This window comes from Paenibacillus lycopersici (genome assembly GCF_010119935.1).
Taxonomy (GTDB): domain Bacteria; phylum Bacillota; class Bacilli; order Paenibacillales; family Paenibacillaceae; genus Paenibacillus_Z; species Paenibacillus_Z lycopersici.
This window is the reverse complement of record NZ_CP048209.1, coordinates 5,685,001-5,710,156: the sequence shown is the minus strand read 5'-3', so window position 1 is coordinate 5,710,156 and position 25,156 is coordinate 5,685,001. Positions and strand designations below refer to the sequence as shown.

Annotated in this window: 19 protein-coding genes (1 of these 19 cut by a window edge); 17 read left to right on the top strand and 2 right to left on the bottom strand. The window is 57.7% G+C overall.

What is annotated here, in order from left to right; genetic code table 11:
- Window positions 1–156: 156 nt before the first annotated feature.
- The 9 genes from GXP70_RS25085 (at window position 157) to GXP70_RS25045 (ending at window position 13,165) form a co-directional block, all read left to right on the top strand.
- Entirely contained in the window at window positions 157–1,863 is a 1,707-nt protein-coding gene (locus GXP70_RS25085; protein WP_162359331.1) for an amylo-alpha-1,6-glucosidase, read from the top strand.
- A gap of 173 nt (window positions 1,864–2,036) precedes the next feature.
- Window positions 2,037–3,782: a sensor histidine kinase gene (locus GXP70_RS25080; protein ID WP_162359330.1), complete on the top strand. Its 1,746-nt coding sequence runs from the start codon at window positions 2,037–2,039 to the stop codon at window positions 3,780–3,782.
- On the top strand, window positions 3,760–4,974 hold the full coding sequence (locus GXP70_RS25075; RefSeq protein WP_162359329.1) for a response regulator transcription factor: 1,215 nt from the start codon (window positions 3,760–3,762) through the stop codon (window positions 4,972–4,974). Before GXP70_RS25080 ends, GXP70_RS25075 begins: the two co-directional genes overlap by 23 nt.
- Window positions 4,975–5,094: 120 nt before the next feature.
- A complete protein-coding gene (locus tag GXP70_RS25070) occupies window positions 5,095–6,375 on the top strand; it encodes an ABC transporter substrate-binding protein (RefSeq protein ID WP_162359328.1) in 1,281 nt (426 codons plus the stop codon).
- A gap of 29 nt (window positions 6,376–6,404) precedes the next feature.
- Window positions 6,405–7,394, top strand: a complete 990-nt coding sequence (locus tag GXP70_RS25065; protein ID WP_162359327.1) for a carbohydrate ABC transporter permease — start codon at window positions 6,405–6,407, stop codon at window positions 7,392–7,394.
- On the top strand, window positions 7,391–8,203 hold the full coding sequence (locus tag GXP70_RS25060) for a carbohydrate ABC transporter permease (RefSeq protein ID WP_162359326.1): 813 nt from the start codon (window positions 7,391–7,393) through the stop codon (window positions 8,201–8,203). The genes GXP70_RS25065 and GXP70_RS25060 overlap by 4 nt, the downstream gene beginning before the upstream one ends.
- A gap of 41 nt (window positions 8,204–8,244) precedes the next feature.
- Entirely contained in the window at window positions 8,245–11,385 is a 3,141-nt protein-coding gene (locus tag GXP70_RS25055; protein WP_162359325.1) for a glycoside hydrolase family 2 TIM barrel-domain containing protein, read from the top strand.
- The gene (locus GXP70_RS25050) at window positions 11,382–12,605 is read left to right on the top strand and encodes an MFS transporter (RefSeq protein ID WP_162359324.1); all 1,224 of its coding nucleotides are present in this window, start codon (window positions 11,382–11,384) and stop codon (window positions 12,603–12,605) included. The genes GXP70_RS25055 and GXP70_RS25050 overlap by 4 nt, the downstream gene beginning before the upstream one ends.
- A gap of 176 nt (window positions 12,606–12,781) precedes the next feature.
- Window positions 12,782–13,165: an ATPase gene (locus GXP70_RS25045; RefSeq protein ID WP_162359323.1), complete on the top strand. Its 384-nt coding sequence runs from the start codon at window positions 12,782–12,784 to the stop codon at window positions 13,163–13,165.
- A gap of 229 nt (window positions 13,166–13,394) precedes the next feature.
- Here GXP70_RS25045 and GXP70_RS25040 read toward each other — a convergent pair whose 3' ends face one another.
- A complete protein-coding gene (locus GXP70_RS25040) occupies window positions 13,395–14,255 on the bottom strand; it encodes a hypothetical protein (RefSeq protein WP_162359322.1) in 861 nt (286 codons plus the stop codon).
- Window positions 14,256–14,543: 288 nt separating this feature from the next.
- Here GXP70_RS25040 and GXP70_RS29940 point away from each other — a divergent pair, with 288 nt between their 5' ends.
- The 7 genes from GXP70_RS29940 to GXP70_RS25000 all read left to right on the top strand — a co-directional run bounded on the left by GXP70_RS29940 (window position 14,544) and on the right by GXP70_RS25000 (window position 24,434).
- Window positions 14,544–16,301, top strand: coding sequence for an S-layer homology domain-containing protein (locus GXP70_RS29940; protein ID WP_225442548.1), 1,758 nt, complete (start codon window positions 14,544–14,546; stop codon window positions 16,299–16,301).
- 281 nt (window positions 16,302–16,582) lie between these two features.
- The gene (gene gatC / locus GXP70_RS25025) at window positions 16,583–16,870 is read left to right on the top strand and encodes an Asp-tRNA(Asn)/Glu-tRNA(Gln) amidotransferase subunit GatC (RefSeq protein ID WP_162359321.1); all 288 of its coding nucleotides are present in this window, start codon (window positions 16,583–16,585) and stop codon (window positions 16,868–16,870) included.
- A 35-nt stretch (window positions 16,871–16,905) separates the two neighbouring features.
- A complete protein-coding gene (gatA, locus tag GXP70_RS25020) occupies window positions 16,906–18,363 on the top strand; it encodes an Asp-tRNA(Asn)/Glu-tRNA(Gln) amidotransferase subunit GatA (protein WP_162359320.1) in 1,458 nt (485 codons plus the stop codon).
- 29 nt (window positions 18,364–18,392) lie between these two features.
- Entirely contained in the window at window positions 18,393–19,835 is a 1,443-nt protein-coding gene (gene gatB / locus GXP70_RS25015; protein ID WP_162359319.1) for an Asp-tRNA(Asn)/Glu-tRNA(Gln) amidotransferase subunit GatB, read from the top strand.
- 136 nt (window positions 19,836–19,971) lie between these two features.
- Entirely contained in the window at window positions 19,972–21,957 is a 1,986-nt protein-coding gene (locus GXP70_RS25010) for a DUF4097 family beta strand repeat-containing protein (protein WP_162359318.1), read from the top strand.
- 81 nt (window positions 21,958–22,038) lie between these two features.
- A complete protein-coding gene (locus GXP70_RS25005; protein ID WP_162359317.1) occupies window positions 22,039–22,476 on the top strand; it encodes a Fur family transcriptional regulator in 438 nt (145 codons plus the stop codon).
- A 230-nt stretch (window positions 22,477–22,706) separates the two neighbouring features.
- On the top strand, window positions 22,707–24,434 hold the full coding sequence (locus GXP70_RS25000; RefSeq protein WP_162359316.1) for a glycosyl hydrolase family 18 protein: 1,728 nt from the start codon (window positions 22,707–22,709) through the stop codon (window positions 24,432–24,434).
- 76 nt (window positions 24,435–24,510) lie between these two features.
- Here GXP70_RS25000 and GXP70_RS24995 read toward each other — a convergent pair whose 3' ends face one another.
- Window positions 24,511–24,885: a YgzB family protein gene (locus GXP70_RS24995; protein WP_162359315.1), complete on the bottom strand. Its 375-nt coding sequence runs from the start codon at window positions 24,883–24,885 to the stop codon at window positions 24,511–24,513.
- A 138-nt stretch (window positions 24,886–25,023) separates the two neighbouring features.
- Here GXP70_RS24995 and GXP70_RS24990 point away from each other — a divergent pair, with 138 nt between their 5' ends.
- On the top strand, window positions 25,024–25,156 hold the 5' end (the start) of the coding sequence (locus GXP70_RS24990; RefSeq protein WP_162359314.1) for a nucleotidyltransferase-like protein. Its footprint extends 734 nt past the window's final position; only the first 133 of its 867 coding nucleotides appear in the window; the start codon lies at window positions 25,024–25,026; its stop codon lies off the right edge, out of view.

The window sequence follows — 25,156 nt, the reverse complement described above, 5'->3', positions numbered from 1 at the left end:
CCATCGAACAAATGTCCACCTCCATTCCCGCGCGGGCCGATTGCGCAACAAAATCCCTCCCCATCGCAGAACAACTGTCGGTTCTGCCCGATTCCTCCTTTCGGTACAATGAAAGCGCATACGAATGCGCATACGATTCCGAGAGGGAGGTTAGATATGAACGTTGACTTGAATACCGTACCGTTCAGCCGAAGGGGATCGTTCCTGGCGATCTCGATCCTGCCTGAGGCCCAAGATAGAGAGCAAGGCCTCTATATGCGCACCGTCCGCGGCGGCGACGATAAATTCGGAGAGGCCTTCCGGATCGATATGCTGGATGGGCACGGCCATGTCGTTCCGTTCGCGGCCGAGGCATCGCCCGATCGCGTTCGGCTGCAATCGGAGGGCGGCCTGACGGCGGAGATCTGCATCGCCGACAGCCGGACATTCCGCGTCCGGACGCATGGCTGCGGTATCCGCCTGACCTTCCGTACGGCGGCATACGATTATGCCTGCCAGGCGTCGCAAGGCAGCTGGGAAGTGAACAGCTTCACCCATGAATGCCGATTCATGCTGACGGCAATCGTCGGCGAGCTGCAGATGGAAGTGCCGTGGGATGCCATCAAGAGCGCTTATGTCATTGCCCAATTCTTGCCCGGGCAATCGTCAGGGAGCTCGGAATTCGCCATTGAAGAATTCCGCACCGTATGGGAGCCGAGAACGGCGTGGGAACCGTTCGACGAGATCATTCGGCAAGCGAGGGAAGAGTTCGGCCAATGGCTGAACAATAGCTTATCCATGCCGCAGCGCTGGGAAGACAGCCGTGCGCTTGCCGCGTATATTACATGGTCATGCCTCGTTCCGGCCGAGGGCTGCCTTACGCGTCCTGCGATGTATATGTCGAAGAACTGGATGACGAATATTTGGAGCTGGGACCACTGCTTCAATGCCATGGCGCTCGTCCGCCACGATCCGAAGCTGGCATGGGACCAATTCATGATTTTCTTCGACCGGCAGGATGCGAGCGGGCTTATTCCGGATTTTATCAATGACAAGTATGAGCTGTGGAATTGCAACAAGCCGCCGATTCACGGCTGGACGCTGGCTTGGATGATGGCCCGGACCGATTACATTCAAGAGGCGCAGCTTCGGGAGGCGTACGGACCGCTATCGCGATGGACCATGTGGTGGTTCCGTTACCGCGACGCGGACGGCGACGGCATTCCGCAGTACAACCATGGCAATGATTCCGGCTGGGATAACAGCACGGCGTTCAACAACGGCATACCGGTCGAGAGTCCCGATCTGGCAGCCTTCCTGATTCTGCAAGCGGAAGTATTGGCCGAGATCGCCGAGCGGCTTGGGTTGAAGGAAGAAGCGCTCGAATGGCTGGCGCTTGCTGCGGGCACACTGGAGAAGATGATCGCCCATTTCTGGCATGACGGCCAATTCATGGCTTGCCGCTCCGGCACGCACGAGGCATCCGAAGGGGACAGCCTGCTCTTGTTCGTTCCGATTCTGTTAGGCAAGCGTCTGCCGGAGTCCATCCGAACGGCGCTGTTGGCAGGGCTCAGAGACGAGAGCAGATTTCTGACGGCGAACGGCTGGGCGACGGAGAGCGTGAGCAGCCGATTCTATAATCCCGACGGCTATTGGCGGGGGCCGATCTGGGCACCGTCGACGATGCTGCTCGTCGAGGGCGTCGCCGCAGCGGGCGACCGCGAGCTGGCGGAGGAAGTATCGCGCCGGTTCTGCGCGATGCTGGACCGCGGCGGAATGGCGGAGAACTTCGACGCGATGACGGGACAGGGCTTGCGGGATCGGGCGTTTACCTGGACGTCGAGCGTATTTCTTATCCTGGGACATGAGTATACAACTTCATAAGCGTCAGCACTTCCACGTTGTCCGTTCCGAATTCGGCTTCGTGGAGGTGCTTTTGTCGTTTCGGGGATCCTACTTAAGGAATGTACGGGGTGCGCGCGACATTGTTCGGCAAAATGGTCCATGCTACAATACAATACCTATACTCTTGCAGCATACGGAGGGCGCTTACCGAGATGGACGTATTGCATAAGCTTTTCAACATTCGCCTTCTTCCCGGCTCTTACCGGAGCATTCGCACCAAGCTGCTCTTCTGCTTTCTCGTCGTGACCCTTATTCCGCTGCTCTCGCTGGGCGCCTTATCCTATTACCAATCCGCGAAGGTCATTAATTCCCAGTTCGGCAAATACGGCGAGAATGCCGTGGCGCAGCTGGAACAGCAGACAAGCTCCTATCTGAATCGAATGAACCAGACGACGGAGACGATCTATTCGTATTTGCTTGATCCCGCGCGCGCGGATTTGGGGGACCGGGCACCTGCAGCCTACTCCGACATCATGGATAAGAATGACTTCGAAGCCTTGTTGAAAGCGCTTAAAACCGATCGGACGACCGGCATCTACATCATTACCGATTCGGGCTATTATTACGGGGATAATAATCTGGACGTGTCCAAGCTCGGTAACATCCCCGCCTGGCAGGCGATGCGGGATTCCGAGGCAGGCAAGTACTGGCTCGGGTTCTACGCGCGGAATCACGGTATAGGGGATAATGCCGATAACGGAATACCCGTGCTCGGGCTGGCCGTTCCGATCAACAATCCCTACGGAGCGCTAAGAGGCAGCAAAATCCTCATCGAAGAGAATGCCGGTGAGCTGCTTCATATGTTTCAATTGTTCGAGCGCGATACGAAGGCCCATCTGCGAATCAACGCTCCCGACGGACGGGTGATCTACGAGACGGCAGCCGCTTTCTCCCCGCACGCGAGCGACGTTACCTGGACCAGGACGATCGGCTTGAACGGATGGAGCATCGAGGCCCGGCTGCCCGCTGCATCGTTCTATCGTTCTTCCAGCATCATAAGATCGAATACGTTTATCGTCGCCATTGCTTCCTGCGCGCTCGCCTTCGGGCTGGCCTACTTGTTCGCCTTCCGGTTCACGGCACGGATTCGCCGCCTTAAGGACGCGATGCAGAAGGTCAGCTTCGGCAAGCTGCATACGCGGACGCAGGTCGCGGCCAAGGATGAGCTGGGAAGCCTGGATATCAGCTTCAATAATATGGTTAGCGGCGTGCAGTCGCTGATCGGCGAGATCGAGCGGAGCGAGCGGTTGAAGCGGGAAGCGGAGCTCAAAGCGTTTCATTATCAAATCAATCCGCATTTATTGTTCAATACGCTGAACTCGATCCAATGGAAGGCGAGGCTGCAGGGCGCGGAGGATATCCGACAGATGCTGTACCATTTGACGATGGTGCTCGAAGGCAATTTGGATATTTCGCAGGAGCTGATCCCGCTCGGCAGAGAGCTGCGCATCATCGAGCATTTTCTGAACATCCAGGAAATTCGTTACGGACCCGTGTTCACGTATAAGCTGGAATGCGACGAGCAGCTGAAGCGCTTTCTGATTCCGCGTATGACGCTGCAGCCGCTGTTCGAGAATATTTTCTTCCATGGCTTCGAGGACGGCGAAGGCGAGATACGGTTATGGATTCGCGAAGCGGGCAATCATCTGCTGCTCACTCTGACCGATAACGGCGCAGGCATTCCGCCGGAACGATTGGCGCGCCTGCTCTCGCCGAACGCGGACAAGCCTGCGGGAAGGGGCGGGCTCGGCGTGCGCAATGCGGATCAGAAATTCAAGCTGCAATTCGGCCTGCAATTCGGTTTAACGGTGCAGTCGACGGAGGGCGCCGGGACTGCGATTACGATCGAATGGCCCAAGAAGGAGGAGAGCGGGCATGGAAACAACCAACCTGATTAAAGTGTTAATCGCGGACGACGAGAGCATCGTCCGCAAAGGACTGCGGTCGACCGTCCCTTGGGATAAGTACGGGATGGAGGTCGTCTCGGACGCTCCCAACGGCCGCAAAGCGTGGGAGGCCTTCCTTGCGCATCGGCCGCAGGTAGTGATCACGGACATCGTCATGCCTGAGATGAACGGGATAGAATTGTCGCGGAGAATCAAGGAGACGGCGCCCGATACGAAAATTATTTTGCTTAGCTGCCACCGGGACTTCGAGTACGCGCAGCAAGGCATACGTTTAGGCGCGTCGGGCTATCTGCTGAAGACGGCCTTCGAGGACGAAGAGCTGGAGGGCATGCTCGCGAAGTTTCAGAGCGAGCTCGCGGCGGCTTCGGAGCCGCCGTCTGCCAAGGATGGTGCAATCGATCAGGGTGAGCGTCTAAGTACGCTGCTGTACGCTTGGCTGAGCGGCCATCATGATAAATTCATCGACGAGCTGGAGAAGCGAACCGGCGCGGAATGGTCCTTCGGCGGAGAAGCCGTCTATCTCTATCTGATCAAGACGTCAGGCTGTGAATGCTCCTGGCAGGAGCTGCTGTCGGAAGCCGCCGATGACGCGCAGCAGCCCGTTGCGGGGGCAGTGATTCCATATGGGGACGAGCGCTGCTATTGCATCGTGCCGGAGTCGGGACTGAATGCGATGGAAAGCCTGCTCGTAGAGAACAAGAGCAGGTTCGCGAAGCTGCAATGGGCGAGAAGAGGACCGCTTGCGAGCGCAGAAGAACGGCTTGAAGCCTGGATGGCACTGCATAAAGAGGCCGAAATGGAGAAAGTCTACAATGTATCCGCGGCAGATTGGCCCGAGCCGATCTGGCGCGCCGTGAAGCTGCTCCACGATAACCCGGCTGCCGAATGGTCGGTCAGCGACGTGGCGAAGCAGGTCGGCCTCAGCCGAAGCCACTTCTCGATCCTGTTCAAGAAGGCGGTCGGGGACAGCTTCGTCGCCTTTCAATATAAACGGAAGCTCAAGCTGGCCTATGGATTATTGCGAGATACCCATCTGACCATGCAGGAAATCGCCGAGCGCACGGGGCTTGGCGACAGCAAATATTTCAGCAAATGGTTCAAGCGCTGCACGGGAGAAACGCCGAGCCACTACCGCGCCCAACAAAAAGACGGCGCGTCTCTAACAGATGGCCGCCGGACGTAAGCAATCGAACAAAAACACACTTATATTCGAATAGTTGTCCGTTTTGAACCGCTTTCATCTTCGATATGATGAAAGCGGTTCAATTATTATATACCTCATTGCTAAGGGGAGCTGCCGGAAATGAAAAAGAAAAGCACTATTATTGTTCTGACGACCATAATGGCGATGTCGATGCTTACGGCATGCGGCGGCAAGACGGACGGCTCGAACGGCGATATATCGCCATCCGCGAACGGCAATGGCTCGGCGGAGACGAAGACGCTTCGCTTCGCGACATGGGATACCGGAGATGCGCTCAAGATCGAGCAGGATATCGCGAAGAAGTTCGAAGCGGGCCACCCTGGAACGAAGATTCAGGTAGAAGCGTACGCCGACGGCTTCGACCAGAAGCTGGCGGCGGGCTTCGGCGCTACGAACCCGCCTGACGTGATGTACATGTGGGATTTCCCGACGTATCACCGGTCGCTAGAGCCGCTTAACAGCTACGCGGACGGAGATAAGGAGCTGAACAAGGACGACTTCTACAGCGGGCTGTTCAATTATGCGACCATCGACGGCAATCTGTACGGCATCCCGGCAGGCTTCACGACGCGCGTCGTGTACTACAACAAGAAGCTGTTCGATGCCGCGAACCTCCCTTATCCGAAGGACGGTTGGACGTGGGACGACTTCAAGGACATCGCCAAGAAGCTGACGGACCGGTCGAAGAAGCAGTACGGCTTCGGCGTTCGCGCCGAGAACGATACGTACGATCTGCAAGGGTTCGTATGGAGCAACGGCGGTTCTTATATTTCCGATGACGGCACGAAGATCGACGGCTATATGAACAGCAAGGAAACATCGGATGCGATTCAAATGTTCGGCGATATGCTGAAGGGCGGATCGGCGGTTCTGGCGGGCGGCAAAGGCCAGCAAAGCGGCGAGGACATCTTCAAGGGCGGCAAGATCGCAATGTGGGAGAGCGGTATCTGGCCACTCGAATCGTTCAAGACAGCAGGCGTCGATGTCGGTACGGTCGAGATGCCGGCCTTCCCGGGCAAGCCGGTGAAAGGCGTAGTCGCGGAATCGGCCTTGTCCATTGCGAAGGATTCGAAGCAGAAGCAGCTCGCATGGGCGTTTATCAAATACTACGTTTCCGATGAAGCCATCAAGATGCGCGTAGCCGATCTGCCCGTGCGCGTAAGCGTCGTTAACGAGCTGAAGAAGGACCAGGATCCGCTGTACAAGCCGTATTATTCGATGCTCGAGCGTTCCGACAATACGCCGGCATTCCTGCTTAATCCCAAGTGGAATGAAGTGAATCGGCAGCTATCGGCAGCGGTAGAAGCGGTCATGCACGGCAGCAACGCGCAGGACGCGCTGAACCAGGCGGTCCAAGACAGCGAGCGTTATCTGAAATAACATCACAGCTTCGGAAAGAAGGTTAGAAGATGGCTCAGACCTACCGGCACACACTGGGGAACAACGTGGCCAGCTTCAAGCCTAGAAGGAAACGCGGATGGGGTGGGGCTGCGCCCTACCTCTTCATTTTCCCTTGGATCTTCGGATTCCTCGTTTTCACGCTAGGCCCGTTGTTGTTCTCGCTTATTATCTCGTTTTTTGATTGGCCGATCGTCGGCCAGGTGCATTTCATCGGCCTGGGGAATTACGCGTCGATGTTCACGGACGATCCGCTGTTCTGGAAGTCGTTCGGCGTCACCATCAAGTTCGCGGCCTTGTTCGTTCCGCTCAATATTATCGTCGCGCTCGGACTTGCCGTTCTGCTCAACCAGGGCACGCGCGGCAATGCGATATTCCGTACCGCGTTCTATCTGCCCTCCGTCATTTCCGGCGTTGCGCTGGCGATGATCTGGTCATGGGTGTACAGCGGAGATTACGGCATTCTGAACTATATCCTGTCGATCTTCGGCGTTCAAGGGCCCGACTGGCTGAATGATACGAAGTGGTCGCTCGTTGCGATGGTCGTGGCCAGCCTGTGGGGACAAGGCTCCATGATGCTCGTCTTCCTCGCGGGACTCAAGGGCATACCGAAGGATCTCTACGAGTCGGCTTCGATGGACGGGGCGGGCACGGTCAGGAAATTCTTCAGCATCACGGTCCCGATGCTCAGTCCGACGATTCTGTTCAACCTGATTACGTCGATTATTGCGGCGTTCCAGCAGCTGACACTAGCGCTGCTGCTTACGGGCGGCGGGCCGATGAAGGCCACGTATTTCTACGCTATGTACATGTATGAGAACGCATTCAAATATTTCAAGATGGGCTATTCCGCAGCCAACGCATGGTTCATGTTCCTCATCGTGCTCGCGTTGACCTTCATCGTATTCAAGTCCTCCGAGGCTTGGGTGTTCTATGAAGGCGAGATGAAGCGGGGGCCGCAGAAGAAAACGAAGTCCGGCGGAAAGGGGAAATCGGCATGAAACGGACCGCGGTCTACGCGTTATTGATCTTCTTCTCGCTGCTGTTCGCCGCTCCGCTATTCTGGGCGGTGACCACGGCGCTGAAATCGCAATCGGAGCTGTACCTTTTTCCGCCCAAGTGGATTCCTTCGATATGGAAGTTCGGCAACTTCAAGGATGCCTGGACGATACAGCCCTTTAATCTGTTCTTGAAGAATACGCTCATCGTGACGGCGCTGTCGACGCTTGGCCAGCTCGTCTCTTGTACCCTTGTCGCATACGGGTTCGCGAGGTTCGAATTCAAGGGACGCAACGCGTTGTTCCTCATAGTCCTGGCGACGATGATGATTCCTTGGGAAGTGACGATGATTCCGCAGTATATGGAGTTCAACCAGCTGGGCTGGATCAATACGCTCAAGCCGCTGATCGTTCCATCGTGGTTCGGGTCGGCTTACTTCATCTTCCTGCTGAGGCAGTTCATTCTGACGCTGCCGCGCGAGCTGGATGAAGCGGCAACGATCGACGGCGCGAACAAGCTGGGCATTCTGGTCCGAATCATCGTGCCGCTCATGGGGCCTTCGCTCATTCTCGTCGCCGTGTTCCAGATCATGAGCTGCTGGAACGATTACCTGGGGCCGCTCATTTTCCTGAACGACCAGTCGAAGTACACGCTCACGCTCGGCTTGTCGCAGTTCAAGGGCATGTTCGGCGTCGATATGCAGTCCATCATGGCGATTACATGCCTCATTTCGATTCCGCCGCTCGCTGTCTTCTTCTTCGCGCAGCGCTATATCGTCGGCGGCATCGCAAGCACGGGGATTAAAGGATAGTTCGCTAGAGAGAGCAATGCGATACGGGAGGAGAAGCAAACATGCAAAATCAGAATGCAGAACGCGATTGGGATAATCTTGCGGTGCTGGAACGCAATCGCACGAAGAGCCGGTCTTATTTCATTCCGTACTCCGATCGTGCGGGCGCGTTAAGCTATGACAGGGGGAGCTCCCCATGGTTCAAATCGTTGAACGGCATGTGGAAGTTCCATTATGCCGCAGGACCGGAATGGGCGCCGGAGGGATTCTATGAAGAGCGCTTCGATTACTCCGGCTGGGACGATATTCAAGTTCCGAGCCATTGGCAGCTGAAAGGCTACGGACATCCGCATTATACCGATCTCTATTATCCGATCCCCGTCGATCCTCCGCATGTGCCGAACGATAATCCGACAGGCAGTTATATTCGGGAATTCGAACTGCCTCCGCACTGGGACGGCAGGCAGCTCGCGGTCAAGTTCGATGGCGTAGACAGCGCCTTCCATGTGTGGGTCAACGGCAAGTTCGTCGGTTACAGCCAAGGCAGCCGCCTGACGTCCGAGTTTGATTTGACTCCCTATGCGCAAGCCGGCCTCAACCGCATGGCCGTCCGCGTGTATCAGTGGTCGGACGGCACGTACCTGGAGGATCAGGATATGTGGTATTTGAGCGGCATATTCCGTGACGTGTATCTGATTTCGGAGCCGACGGCCATCCGTATTCACGACTACCGCATCGTGACGGAATTGGATGATCGCTATTGCGATGCAACGCTGGCCGTACAGGTAGCGCTATGCGGCGAGGACGTGCAAGGGGAGATCAGGCTGCATCTGCTGGATCAAGAAGGCGCGCTTGTCGCTTCCGCTGTCAAAGCAATCGCCGCCGATGCCGACGCCGCCGGTAAGGCCGCGGTCGATTTCGCGATTCCGGTCGCGAAGCCGGCGCTGTGGAGCGCTGAAGCGCCGGTCCTGTATCATCTGACGATCGCCGTAGTCGATAAGCATGGCCACCCGGCGGAGACGGTCGCCCAGCGCGTAGGCTTCCGCAAGATTGAAGTCAAGGGCGGGCAGTTCCTCGTTAACGGCACGGCGATCCTGCTGAAGGGCGTCAACCGCCATGACCATCACCCGGATTCGGGACGTGCCGTTACGCTGTCCACCATGATTCAAGACGTCATCATGATGAAGCGGCATAACATTAATGCCGTTCGCACGGCGCACTACCCTAATGATCCGCGATTCTACGATATTTGCGACGAGTACGGCTTATACGTCATGGAAGAGACGGATTTGGAGACGCATGGCTTCGAGCCGCTGGGCAATATTTCGCGTCTCAGCGACGATCCTGCTTGGCAGGAAGCGTACGTCGACCGGATCCGCCGCATGGTGGAACGCGATAAGAATCATCCTTCGGTCCTGTTCTGGTCGCTTGGCAACGAATCCGGCTTCGGCTGCAACTTTAAGGCGATGTCGGCATGGTGCAAGCAGGCCGATCCGACCCGTCTGATTCATTATGAAGAAGACCGGGAAGCGGAAGCGTGCGACGTTGTCAGCACGATGTATTCATCCGTGGAGAAGATGGCCGGCTTCGGGCAGCTGGCCGACCATCCGAAGCCGCATATATTGTGCGAGTTCGCCCATGCGATGGGGAACGGCCCCGGCGGGCTCAGAGCGTATTTCGATACGTTCGACGCTTATCGCCGATTGCAGGGCGGCTTCGTGTGGGAGTGGATTGACCACGGCATTCGCCGCAAGACAGCGGACGGCAAGGTAGACTATGCATACGGCGGAGACTATGGCGATGAACCGAACAATAGCAATTTCGTTATCGACGGCCTCGTTCGTCCGGATCGCACGCCGTCGCCGGGACTCATTGAATATAAGAAGATTATCGAGCCGGTCAGGGTCGAGCATATAGATCGCAATCGCATTCGCGTGACGAACCGTTATGATTTCCTGTCGCTTGATCACCTCCATGCCGATTGGAGCGTGACGGTAGAAGGGCGTACGGTTCAGAGCGGCGTATTGTCGCTGCCGCCAATCGGCCCGGGAGAGTGCGCAGTGCTGGACGTGCCCGTTCGGACGGATGCGCAGCCTGTTTCGCATGAAGCCAGCGCGGAGCGTTGGCTCAATATCGGCTTCTCTCTTGCCGCGGATTGCCGTTGGGGAGAGCGCGGCCATGAGATTGCTTGGGCGCAGTTCGCGCTTGAAGCTGCGGGGAACGAGCAGAGCGGGGATGAAGCCGCGCGGGCAGAAGCCGCTGCGCCTGCCCGCAGCTTGGCTTGCACGGAGGACGGGAGGCAGATCGTCCTCGCGAACGATTGGTTCCAGGCCGTATTCGATGCAAGGCAGCCAGGGATGCATTCGCTTCGGATCAACGGCCAAGAGCTGCTGCATGGAGGGCCGCGTCTTAATTTCTGGCGGGCGCCGATCGACAACGATATGTACGTGCTGCCCGAGTGGCGCAAGGCGCATCTCGATAAGCTATCGGAACGAATCGATGCATGCCGCTGGGACCGGGTGGATGAAGGAACCGTCCGGATTCATTGGACTTCGCGCATTGCGCCGCCGGTGCATGATTGGGGCTTTCGCTGCGAAACAACGTATACGGTGTCGGCCTCCGGGCTGATCGCGATCGATGTCCACGGGGTTCCGGCAGGCAAGACGCCTGCCATGCTGCCTAAGATAGGACTTCAATTGGAGCTCCCATCCGAGATGGATGCGGTTAGCTGGTATGGACGCGGACCGGGAGAGAATTATGCCGACAGCAAGGAAGCGGGACGGTTCGGCGTATATCGGAAGTCCGTGGAGGAACTGTTCACTTCCTATATCTATCCGCAGGAGAACGGCAACCGGTCCGACGTACGCTGGGTATCGATTGCCGACGGCAGCGGCATCGGACTGCTGGCTGCAGGCGCGCCAACGCTTGAATTCAGCGCGCGGCGATATACGGATGCGGATTTGGAAGCGGCCAAGCATGCGACCGATCTCGTACCGCGGGATTTCATCACGCTGAACTTGGATTACCGCCAGAATGGCCTTGGCAGCAACAGCTGCGGACCGGCTCAAGCGCCGGAAGCGGCCGTAACGTCGGAGGCATTCCGTTTCCGGATGCTGCTGCAGCCTTATCTGTCCGAGGATACAGCTCCGGAGCGGTTAAGCCATCGGATGAGAAGGGAAGCGGAAGAAAGGGATAGGAGATGACGAACTATCTAAGAGGTTTGCTGCGCCTGCCGGCTGGCGTTCGCCGCTTCTTGATGACCGAATCGTTATACGGCATCGGCATCGGCCTGTATTCGCTCGTGCTCAACCTGCATCTATTGGCCAAAGGATTGAAGGAAGACCAGATCGGTGCGCTGGTGTCCGTAGGGATACTGATCATGGGGATCTTGGCGATCCCCGTGTCCCTGCTGGCCAACCGGGTAGGCCGCAAGAAGCTGCTGGTTGCGGGGATTCTGTTCATTGCGGCGGGCAATATGGTGTATGCGCTCACAGGGAACATCGTATGCTTCTACTTGGCGCAAATTCTTGTGTCCATCGGACTGACGCTCGTCGAGACGACGGAAGTCCAGCTGCTCTTCCATTATTGCGCTTCAAGCAAGGACGAGCTGCGCGCATTCTCGCTCATGTTCGCGGTCTTCACCGCCTTCACGGGTGCGGGAACGTTAATCGCGGGCTATCTGCCCAGAGGAGCGGGGGATGGAGAAGGCTACCGGATTGCGCTGCTGCTGGCCGGGCTGGTATTCGTCATACATGGCATCGTCCGGGGGCTGGTATTGCCGAAGGAGCGCAATATGACGCCTAAGGCAACGGAGCGCCGGCATGCCGGGCGCACGCGGGACGGCCAGGCCCATTGGAAGCAGAGCCTGCCGAGCGCGCAATTGTGGGTATTCGCGGTGTTCATGGCGCTGCTCGGCGGCGCGCTCGCGATTACGGGGTCATTCTTGAACGTCATCGTCAAATATCGCTTAGACTGGCTGGATGGCAAGGTGTCCCTGCTGCTCGCCGTAGCGGGCGTCGTCCTCTTCGTCAGTTCCTTGCTGACCCCGTATCTGATGGAGCGGTTCGGGGCGCATCGCGCAAGCATTGCCGTATTTCTCGTCAATATCGCGATCTTCGCGGCGCTCTTCCCGGTCATGCCGGCATGGTTGTTTACGATGCTGTTTCTGATCCGGGGCGGCGGAGCGACGATGCTCTCCAACCTGCTGGACAGTCATTTAATGTCCGCGCTTCAAGAAACGGACAGAAACCTGTTCGCGGGCATGCGGTCCGTATTCCGCAGCGTAGGCTCTTCTGCCGCCACGTATGCGGCAGGACTGATATTGGCCGGCGCGGACTACCGGATGCCCTTCCTGTTAACGGCGGCGGTGCTGGCGGCAGGACTGCTCTACTATATGCGATGGGTGCGGCCGACGCTGGAATAATGGAATGTCGGCGCGCTGACGCGGCAGCGGAAAGCGCGGCTTTCGCCCTTCGCAAACGCCCTTCGCATATGCGCTGCGCTCTAGCGATTTTAGCCCTGCATCATTGGACTTCCTGTTTATTTTTTAGTAGGATAGATTCATAGAGTAACGGCTATTGGGTGACAGGAGCTGACAATATGTATAAATTGGGGCAACGCATCATCATCATGTCCGATCAGTTCGAACAAAACCTCCCGATCGGGGAGTATGGCTATATTATTGCGTACGACCGGAATGCCGACAACGCATTCGATTATGTGATCCGCGTGCCGAAGGCGAACCGGAATTTCTACGTGCCGGCAGCCGACGTCGAGCTTGAGGAAGTGCTGATCAAGCTGGAGGTCGACAAGCTGGAGCGGGAGGCGCTTATCGATTTCGCGCTCGCTACGCATAACGAAGAGCTGTTCCAGCGGATCATGAACGGGGATCGGGAACCGGATGAAGCGGATAACGAAGACAACGGCGAGCCGCAGTCGAAGGAAGACTTCATGCGCCAGGTTCGTTTGAAGGCGTGGATTTAACCGCTTCAATCCAAACGGCGGCAAAAGCTGATTTTCGCCGCTACGCATTACGCGCCAAGCGGCATGCAGCATGCTGCAATATTAGGCATCAAGCAAGAAGCCTCCTTCCCAAGCGGGAAGAAGGCTTCTTGCTTTTTTCGTTTATGAGGCTGCGCCGGCTGCACGCTATGTGCATCTTTGCGAGGAGAGCGCTGCGCTGCAGCCAGCGCGGTTATGCTTCGTTCATTGCTTAAGCAGAGGTCGTCGCGCTGGAATCCGAAGTCGTCCCCGAAGCTGCCCCGGATTTCGTTCCGCCGCCTTTGCCGGCGCCGTGTTTTAGCCTCGCGCCGTCTTGACCTGCTTGGGGCAGTTTGCCGTTGACGATTTTCTCGGCGATACCGGCTGCGTTGGCGATCGCTTTATCCGCTTGCTCCTGCGTCATTTTACCTGCCGCAACCGCTGTGTTCAGGCTGTCGACGATCGTTTGCTTCTGCGCGTCGATGAGCGTTTGCACGTCGACGCCTTTCTCCTTGGCTACGTCGGCCAGCGACTTGCCCGCCTTCAGCGCGGTTTGCAAGTCTTCTTCGCTCATGCCGAGCAGCTTGGCCGAGGCGGTCAGATCCGTCTTGCCGAAGCCGATGCCGAAGCCGCCATGTCCCATCATGCCGCCCCGGCCGCCCATGCCTTTGCCCCGGCCTTGCCCTAAGCTCGTTTGGCCATCCACCATTTTATCGAGATTGTCCGTGAACTGCTGCTTCTGTTCCGCTTGCCGCTTATCGAACGCGCTCGTCATCGCGGCTTTCAGCGCATCCCGGGACACGCCCTGCTCGTCCGCTATTTGCGCAAGCGTTTTGCCTGCGGCCAGCTTCTCCTTCACCGCCGCGGCATCCAGCTTCAACAGATCCAGCACCTCCTGGCCGATCGCGCCGCCGCGCACGCCTTCCTTATGCATTTTCGGGCCGTTGGCGTCCGCCTTCTGCGTCGCGGCCGCGCTGCTCGCAGCTCCCGAACCCGCGGTCGTCGAATCGGCAGCCGCATATGCGCTTAACGGTATCATGACGGCAAGCGCAGCCGCGATCGTCAACGATTTCATCGTTTTGTTCATCTTCATCTGAATTCCCTCCAATAGAGTTGTAGTGGGCGAAACCCGCTGGTTTCGTTTTCCAGTATGGGCAGCCAACCTTAAAGGAAGCTTAAATGGCTTTTAGCGTTTCATTAGCGCCGGATGAAATTTCGCTTCATATTCGTTTTATTTTTTTGTTTTACTTTTTTTGGGAGGATCTTTCGCAGGCGAACAGTTAAACCGATATATGAATTGATTATGCTTTCGTACATCAGAACAGGTAGCCTGCTTGTTTATCGCTTATTCATTACGAAACAACGGGAGGTAAGAAAAGAGATGCAGTTTAAAACGTTAAAATGGACGACCGCCATGCTGCTGGGATTAGCATCTGCCGCATCGTTTGCCGCCGAAGCCGGCGCCGAGGCGAAGACGTCCGCCGATTTCAGCGATTTGAAGGATTTGGACGCGGCTACGAAGGCCAAATTCGATGCGATGATCAGCGCTGGTATTTTCGAAGGCGTGTCGGATACCTCGTTCGGCTTGAAGGACGAGATGAACCGGGCCCAATTCGCCAAAGTGGCCGCGCTGATCATGGGCTTGGACGTGAATAGCAATTTGCTGTCTTCGAGCTTCAAGGACGTCAGCGCAGACGATGCCGCAAACGGCTATGCGCTCCCGTATATCGAAGCGCTCAAAAATGCCGGGATTACGGACGGTTACGGGAACGGCATATATGATCCTGCCGGCAAGGTGACGAAGGAGCAGCTGGCGGCGTTCCTTGTTCGCATTCTGGGTAAAGACGCCGATGCCAAGTCCTTGCCGGGCGCGAATGACAAGAGCGTGTCCGATTGGGCGCAAGGCTATGTTGCGGAGGCGCTTCGATTGAAGCTGCTATCCGGCGGGGCGGAAGGCGCGTTCGGCGGGCAGTCTAACGCCACGCGCGATTTATTGCTCACGGGCGCCTTCCAGACGGCGCAGACGAGAGAGCAATCCTCGCCGCTTCAAGTGACGGGCGCCGATTTTGCCAAGGACAATAAGCTGGAACTGACTGTATCGCAGGAGCTCGATCCCAAGTCGATTGACTTGGCGAACGTGAAAATCAACGGCGTCGCGCTGGACCCGAAGCTGGACAGCTTCGTGCTGTCCGACGATAAGAAGACGATTATCATTACGCTCCACGAAGGCTTCACGATGGATTCGTCCAAGAAACCGACGATCGATATCGCGGGGTTGAAGACGATTTTCGGCAATGAAGTGAAGAACGACGAGACGAAGCCCTTTCCGGTTACCGTAACGGCAGCGCCATCGGCACCAACGACGCCGGCGCCAACGACACCATCAGTCCCATCGACGCCGACAACGCCTTCGACGCCGACGGACCCAACGACGGCGACGGACCCAACGACGCCGACGGACCCAACGACGCCGACGGACCCAACGACGCCGACGGACCCAACGACGCCGACGGACCCGGCAACGCCGACAGACCCAACGACGCCGACGGACCCGACAACGCCGATGGACCCAACGACACCGACTGATCCAACGACGCCGACAGACCCAACGACGCCGACGGACCCGACAACGCCGACGGACCCGACGACGCCGACGGACCCAACAACGCCGACGGACCCAACGACGCCGACGGAGCCGACGACGCCGACGGACCCGACAACGCCGACGGACCCGACGACGCCTGTCGTGACTGGGCCGACGTTGACGATCGATACGGATTATGTCTTCGCGTATGCCGATGGCGTCTCGTTCTCCATAACGTCCGACATTACGGATCCTTCGGATAGGATCTACTATGTTGTTCTGGCGGGGGACGATCAAAGCGTGGAGGCTTCGCAGCTTGTTCCTCCCGTTACGATCCCGAATCTCGTGCAGTCGGGCTTGTCCACTTACACCGCCGGAACACCGAATTTATATTACATCGATCGATTGGAAGCCGGTACGAAATACACCGTTTATATGATCGCTCGCTCGAATGGCGCGAACTCGGATGTTGCAAGCCTCACGTTTACGACCGCGAGCGAGAATATTCCTGGCGGTCCGATCGTGGAACCAGGTCCTTTTCCGATCATCCCGTAATTCACGCGTCTCTGATCCGAATCGAGACTATACTGCGTTTGGTCCGTGCCTGCCGGGTTTGCCCGGCAGGTTTTCACGTTTGCTCTCCATGGGGCCGACGCGTACCGAATTGCGCCCAGGAGAAATTCGTTTCGAACGCAATGAACGATTTCGGCTTTTCGGCGCGCTTCCCGGGGGCAAACCGTCGCAATTCCATTGAGTTTGTTTCCGGCCTTGCGTTATAATAGGTAGAATGTGTGCAGTTGTATGCATGATGGATGGAAAGGACGGGACATGAGACGATGAGCATCACGATCAAAGATGTTGAGCATGTGGCCAATCTGGCCCGGCTGGAGCTTTCCGAGCAAGAGAAAGAACAATTCGCCGGCCAGCTGAACGCGATCTTGAAATACGCCGAGAAGCTGAACGAGCTGAATACCGATGACGTGGAGCCGACCAGCCACGTGCTGCCGGTGTATAACGTCATGCGGGAAGACGTCATTCGCGAGTCCGTATCGAACGAGACCGCGCTGCGCAATGCGCCCGACGATGAAGACGGCCAGTTCAAAGTACCGGCCGTGCTGGAATAAATTCGCTTGCAAGGACATGAAGGGAGGAACGGCTGTTGGCACTTTTCGATTTACGCCTGCAGGAAGTACATAATCAGTTAAGGAAGAAAGAACTGTCGGTCGCCGATTTGGTGGACGCTTCGTTCTCGCGCATCGCCGCGACGGACGCTTCCATTCAATCGTTCTTGACCTTGAACGAAGAAGGCGCGCGCGCCGCGGCCGCGGAACTGGACAAGGCGCTGGCGGACGGCGGAGAGCAGGGCATCCTGTTCGGCCTGCCCGCGGGCATCAAGGACAATATCGTTACCGAGGGCCTGCTGACGACATGCGCAAGCCAGTTTCTGCGCAACTACGATCCGATCTATGACGCAACGGCGACGAAGAAGCTGAAGGCGGCGCAAGCGGTTACGATCGGCAAGCTGAACATGGACGAGTTCGCCATGGGCGGATCCAACGAGAATTCCAGCTTCCGCCCGACGCGCAATCCGTGGAACACGGACTATGTTCCGGGCGGCTCGAGCGGCGGTTCCGCAGCTTCCGTCGCGGCGGGACAAGTCTATTTCGCGCTCGGCTCCGACACCGGCGGCTCGATCCGCCAGCCGGCCGCCTACTGCGGCATCGTCGGCTTGAAGCCGACGTACGGCCTCGTATCGCGTTTCGGCCTCGTGGCGTTCGCTTCGTCGCTCGACCAGATCGGCCCGCTGACGAAGAACGTCGAGGACTCGGCCTACGTGCTGCAAGCGATCGCGGGCTACGACCCGAATGACTCGACGTCCGCGAACGTGGAAATTCCCGACTACGTCAGCGCGCTCTCCGGCGACGTGAAAGGACTCCGCATCGGCGTGCCGAAGGAATACTTGGGCCAAGGCATCGATCCGCAGGTGAAAGAAGCGGTGCTCGCCGCGCTCAAGCAGTTCGAGAGCCTCGGCGCGACGTGGGAGGAAGTGTCCCTGCCGCATACCGAATATGCGGTCGCGACGTACTACCTGCTCGCATCGTCCGAAGCGTCCTCCAACCTCGCCCGTTTCGACGGCGTCCGCTACGGCGTGCGCGCCGAGAACCCGGACAACCTGCTCGACCTGTACCGCAAGTCGCGCAGCCAAGGCTTCGGCCAGGAAGTGAAGCGCCGCATCATGCTCGGCACGTACGCGCTCAGCTCCGGCTACTATGACGCCTATTACTTGAAGGCGCAGAAGGTGCGCACGCTGATCAAGCAAGATTTCGACAACGTGTTCCAGAACTTCGATCTCATCATCGGGCCGACGGCGCCGACGACGGCTTTCCGCATCGGCGAGCAGGTCGGCGACCCGCTGACGATGTATCTGAACGATATTTGCACGATTCCGGTCAGCTTGGCGGGCGTGCCTGCGATCAGCGTGCCATGCGGCTTCGCGAACGGCCTGCCGGTCGGGCTGCAAATCATCGGCAAAGCGTTCGACGAGCGTACGGTGCTCCGCGCCGCGCACGCATACGAGCAGCATACCGAGCATCACAAACAACGTCCGCAGCTGTAGCGGGCGGCTAGGAAGCAGGAGGCGAAACCATGTTTGAACCGAACAAATACGAAACGGTCGTCGGCCTGGAGGTCCACGTCGAGCTGCACACGAAGAGCAAAATCTTCTGCGGCTGCTCCACCTCCTTCGGCGCGCCGCCTAACTCCCATACATGTCCGGTCTGTCTCGGACACCCGGGCGTGCTGCCCGTCCTGAACCGGCAGGCGCTCGAATTCGCGATGAAAGCCGCCATGGCGCTTAACTGCCGGATCGCGGACATCAGCAAGTTCGACCGGAAGAACTATTTCTATCCCGATTCGCCGAAGGCGTATCAAATTTCCCAATTCGACAAGCCGGTCGGCGAGCACGGCTGGATCGACATCGAAGTGAACGGCCAGACCAAACGCATCGGCATCACGCGCCTCCATCTGGAGGAGGATGCGGGCAAGCTGACCCACATCGACGGCGGATTCGGTTCCTTGGTCGACTTCAACCGCGTGGGCACGCCGCTGGTCGAGATCGTATCGGAGCCGGATATCCGCACGCCCGAGGAAGCGAAGGCGTACCTCGAGAAGCTCAAGGCGATCATGCTCTACTGCGAAGTATCGGACGTGAAGATGGAAGAAGGCTCGCTCCGCTGCGACGCCAACATCAGTATCCGTCCATACGGCCAGGAGGAATTCGGCACGCGCGCGGAGCTCAAGAACATGAACTCCTTCCGCGGCGTTCAGCGCGGTCTGGAGTACGAAGAGATGCGCCAGGCCGACGTCCTCGACAGCGGCGGCAAAGTCGTGCAGGAAACGCGCCGCTGGGACGAGACGCAGGGCAAGACGTTCACGATGCGCAGCAAGGAAGAAGCGCATGATTATCGCTACTTCCCGGACCCGGACCTCGTGCAGATCCATATCGACGATGAGTGGAAGGCCCGCGTCCGCGCGTCCATCCCGGAGCTGCCGGATGCCCGCAAAGCCCGGTATACGGCTGAATTCGGACTCCCTTCCTACGATGCCGAAGTCATTACGTCGTCCAAGAAGCTGGCGGATTTCTTCGAGGAGAGCCTGCAGTACACGAAGGATGCCAAAGCGGTGTCCAACTGGATCATGGGCGACCTGCTGGGATACCTGAACGCGGGCGGACTGGAATTGGAAGACATCAAGCTGACGGGCCAAGGTCTCGGCGAAATGATCGGCCTGATGGAGAAGGGCACGATCAGCAGCAAGATCGCGAAGACCGTCTTCAAGGAGATGCTGGAGACGGGCAAGCGTCCGCAGCAGATCGTCGAAGAGCAAGGACTCGTTCAAATCAGCGACGAAGGCGCCATCGCCGAAGTCGTAGACCGGATCGTAAGCGCGAACCCGCAGTCGGTCGAGGATTTCAAGGCCGGCAAAGAGAAAGCGATCGGCTTCCTCGTCGGTCAAGTCATGAAAGAAACGAAGGGCAAAGCGAATCCGGCGCTCGTCAACAAGCTGCTGCTCGCACGCCTCAATCAATAATAATGCAGCGATTTGCACGCGCAGCGATGCGCGGCATAGCGAAGAGGCATGTCCGCCAAGCGCGGACATGCCTCTTTGCCGCATCCGGTATATGGTACAATACGGATAAGGACCGATAACCGAACGGAGGGTGCACATGCGCGAACCATCTAGAGAGACGTCAAGCTTCATCACCTATCTGGCGCCCTTGATCGCTTTCCTTATCCCCGGCGGCGGGCATGTGCTGCTCGGGTATACCTTGCCGGGGCTGCTGCTCCTGCTCGGAACGCTGACCGACATCGCAGCCATGATCCGTTTGGCCGACGAAAGCGGCGGTCAATTCGCGTTGTTCATCATTTTCCTCGGGTTAGGCGTGCCGTGCTTTTGGTTCTACAGCGTCTTCGGCACGCTCCAGCTGGCATCCAGGCTTCGCCGGGAAAGGCGCCGGGCGGACGAAGAGCGGCAAGGGGCCGTGAGCGCCAAGCTCATCCTGCAAGGGATTGCGGCTATCGGTTTGAGCTGCGTTCTGCTGATCCTCGTACAGACGTCGATCGACTTCTCCGCGCTGATCGAGCCGTTCGGAACGTATGCGCCCGGATCGCTGCTTCTCCTGCTTGCGGTTCTGTTGGTGTTAAGGGGGACGAATTCCATGCTCAAAATCGGCCGGTACACGGTGGCGGCCGTTCTCGTCGCAGTAGGCGGACTGCTGCTGTGGGATCAGCTCAAGGGCCGCAACGATATGGGGCTCATCGGACAGTGGTGGCCGGCGGCCTTCGTGCTGCTTGGCGTCGAAATCGTGATTGCCAGCATCGCCTATCGCAAGACCGCGAGGCGGCCGTCCTTTGACATCGGAGGCGCGTTTCTGGCGGTCGTCGTTGCGATTACGGCGTTTGCCGTCACCCAATATGCCGCCATGCCGTTTCGCTGGCTGGACGAATTCAAGGTCAATTTGACCGGCACGAGCGGGTTTGGCGAAGAGAAGGGCTTCCGGTACGACAAGGCGACGATCCATCAGCCGCTGCTTCCGGAGACAACCGCGATTGCCATCGATAATACGAACGGGAACGTGACGGTCAAGAAAGGCGAGGTCGACGACGTCGTCGTGGAGACGGTCATGTGGGTAGACACGGCCAATCGCGCCGAAGCGGACGCAGCGGCCGAGAAATCGACGGTCGAAGTGAACGGCGGGGCCACGCTCGCAATCAAAGCGAAAGGCCATCCGTACGGTACTAACGGAGAACGGGAGCCGCGTATGAATATGATAGTCACCATTCCGGCCGGCTCGTCGTTTGCCATGGAAGCCCAGCCTGAGGGTTCTAGCGACGATGCTTCTGCATCCGCGGAAACCGATGGCAGCATCCCGGCCTCGAACGGTGCAGACATCGGCGACGGCAGCGCCAATGCAGCCAATAGCAGCGCCGATACAGCCAGCGGCAATGCCGATACAGCCACTGGCAGTACGAACATCAACGGCACCAACAACGCCGCAACTTCCGCATCGAATACTGCGTCTAATACGCCAGAGCCCCCCAAGACCGAGCTTCGCATCGACACGGTCAACGGTTCCGTCGACACGGCGGATCTCACGCTTGCCGGCGGGTTGACCATTAAGGTGACATCAGGCGAAATAACCGTCCATCATATGCGCGGGCCGGTGGACGCAGAGACGAAGAATGGCAGCATTACTGCGATGATGCTGGAAGGCAATGTGACATTGGATACCTACAACGGGGACATCAAAGCGGCAGACATTACCGGGGCGTTCGACGGCTCGACCATCAGCGGCAGTATCGATCTGCAGCGCGTAACGGGCGATGTGGACACGGACACGAAGAACGGCCAGATCGGCATCCAAGAAGCACAAAGCGCCGTGCGGGCCGACACGCTGAACGGCGATATCCGCATTGCGAGCGCCATCGTCGGCGGCGACTGGGACATTAACAGCTCCATCGGCGAGATCCATGTGCAGATTCCCGAATCCGGCAATTATTCCGTCAACGGATCCGTGACGTTCGGCGACGTAACGAGCGATTTGCCGCTCGCGATCAACAAGAAGACGATCCGCGGAACCGTCGGATCGGGCGCATTCCGCATCAACATCGACGCCAACAGCAGCATCGCGGTAAATCATTACAAGTCATAAAATGATTCCCGCTTTCATTGACAAATTGAAAACGATCCACGTACAATGGTTCTAAACTATTGCAGAAAGGACGTGTAGGGCATGGGTGCGACCGTGGAACAAGCTTTGGAGCAGTTGAAAAGTACCGGCGTCCGTATGACCCCGCAGCGTCACGCTATCTTAAGTTTTCTCATGCATTCCATGACTCATCCGACTGCGGACGAAATTTACAAGTCGCTCTCGCCGTCATTTCCAAGCATGAGCGTGGCGACCATATACAACAACCTGCGGCTTTTCGTCGAAGCGGGTCTTGTTCGGGAATTGACCTACGGGGACGATTCCAGCAGATTCGATGCCGATCTCTCTGAGCATTATCATGCGATTTGCCGGACCTGCGGCACGATCGTCGACTTCGATTATCCGCCATTGACGGATGTCGAGGAAGCGGCCTCCAGGGAAACCGGATTCAAGGTGGAAGGTCATCGCATGGAAATTTACGGACAGTGTGCCAGCTGCGCCTCGCCGCAACGAGCAAACTGAACAAGTCCGATAACGGCCGGGAATCGAACGAACGCGCTAGGGTTGAGCAAGCTCGACATCAGGCGCGTTTTTTATTTTGGGCAAATGAGGGACATCCCCGTTTGCTGCAGCCGCTTGAAGACGATCGGCGGCCGTCTGCCGGTATCGGCGCAGGCTGCCGAATGCCGCGGTCTTGCATGTTTTTCCGTTTCCGGGAATAGCATTTCTATAGGAAAGGAGCGTTTTACATCGTGGAAACGGTTCGATTTCGGCCGAAGCGCCAGCGCGGGGGAGGGTTGAAATGGCTCGTGATCGCATGCGGGATCGCCACCATGCTCGCGGTCATTTGGATCGGTTGGGACAGAGTCGCCCCTAACAATACAGTCGTGAAGCCCGATTACGGCGCGGAGCATCCGCTGCTCTACCATGGACAAGTCATCCAGCAAGGCGCCTTGCTGGACGGAGAGCAGATTCGCCTTCCGATTTCGTTCGTGCAAGAGCAGCTGGGATTGAAAGAAGAAGTGTACTACGAAAGCAAGACAGGCTCGATCGTGCTCACGACGGCCGACAAGGTACTGCGCATGCAGACGAACGCATTGACCGCCAAGCTGAACGAGTCGCCTTATCAGCTGCGGATCGCCGCCGAAGTCGTGAATAAAGTCGCCTATATCCCGGTGCAGCCGTTGCAGGAGCTGTTCGGCCTGCAGGTACGATACAATGCGGATACCAATACGGTTTCCGTGCTATCCGCCGGCGATGCCGTCCAGCTGGGGGCGAAGCCGAAGGGCGAGCTGACGATCCGGCGCGGCCCGTCGATCAAGGAGCCGATTTACGAACGCGTCGCGGAGAAGCAGGAGGTCCGGGTTTGGAGCGAAGCGGACAAATGGTACCTGGTCCAAGCTCCGGACGGCATTGTAGGCTATGCGGACAAGTCCTCCGTCGTTCTGACCGGCATGGAGCGGGTGACGCCGCCGAAGGACGAGCCCGCCTACACGGCGTGGAAGGCGATCGGGTCCAAAATCAACTTGACCTGGGAAGCCGTGTACGCGAAAGCACCGAATCCGGATGCGATCGGGGACCTGACCGGCGTCAACGTCGTTTCGCCGACCTGGTTCGAGCTGACGGACGGAGACGGCGGCATCAAAGGCAAAGCCGACATGGCCTACGTCAATTGGGCGCATAAGAAGCAAATGCAGATTTGGGCGGTCTTCAGCAACAGCTTCGATCCGGATCTGACGACCAAGGCGCTTTCGAGCACCGCCTCCAGACTGAAGATGATCCAGCAGCTGGCGGCTTTTGCGCAAATGTACAAGCTCCAGGGCATCAACCTGGATTTCGAAAATATCTATACCGCGGATAAAGCGAATCTCGTCCAGTTTGTCCGCGAGCTGACGCCGTATATGCACGAGATGGGCGTCGTCGTATCGATCGACGTCACGCCGAAATCCAACAGCGAGATGTGGTCGCTGTTCCTTGACCGCGAGGAGCTCGGGAAGGTCGTCGATTATATGATGATCATGGCCTACGACGAGCACTGGGCATCCAGCCCGAATTCGGGATCCGTTGCCTCGCTGCCGTGGACGGAGCAGGCCGTGAAGAAGATTTTGACGGAAGACAAGGTTCCGCCCGGCAAAGTCGTGCTCGGCATGCCGCTGTACACGCGGCAGTGGACGGAGAAGAAGGGCGCGGACGGCAAAGTCGCCGTCTCGTCCAAGACGCTCGGCATGGAGTCGGTTCAGAAGATTATCAAGGAGCGCGGGCTGACGCCGGTGTACGACGAGAAATCCGGACAGCGGTACATCGAGTATACGCAGGACGGAGCTTTGCAGCGCATCTGGATCGAAGACTCGTTATCCGTGAAAGCCAGAATCGCATTGGTCAAGAAATATCAGCTTGCCGGGGCTGCGACGTGGCAGCGCCAATTTCAATCCGACGACATTTGGGGCATCATTCATCAGTCTCTAACCAAGCTTCCGTAATGAGGTATCGAGTGTCAACAAGAAAACGCCCTGCGTACGGGATTTCCCGCGCAGGGCGTTTGTCGTGGTGCATAAGTCAGGCATGCGGCTGAACGGTCTCTTGGGCCGGTTCCGTTTCGTCCAGATCGGTCGCTTGTTTCGGATCGAGCGTCATTTTCGTTTTGCAGTACATGCAGCGGTCGGTCTTGCCGAGCATTTTCGTATGGCGATTGCACTCCGGGCAGATAAGGATGGTCGCGCTGGTAGAGAGCATGCCGGCCCAGAAATAAACGCCCACGCTGAGCAGCATGGCGATCATGCCGATGACCATGAAGATGGCCGCGAACACTTTGCCGGCTTGTCCCCAGAAGACGATCCCGGCCGTACCCAATATCATTAGACCCATTCCGAACAGGGTGAACAGCAGCCCCCACAGCCGGAACTCATTGATTTTGCTTGATTTTCCGAACATAAATTCAATCCTTTCTGATACTTCCCAGTTGTTTCTGCTGCGCTAGGCAGGAAATCGGGCGGACATTGTCGAACAAGAAATTAACAACTGCGAAATAATTATAGCTAAATGTAAGCATGAAAGCTACGGGGGATCGACGTGGAACATATTAAATCTCAGATTAAAGCGATATACGAGCATCATGAAGGTCTGGTCAGCTTGGCGGCAATCGATAATCCTTTTCCGTACAATCCGCTGATCGACGGGCTGGACTTGCTTATTCTCGTCGTCA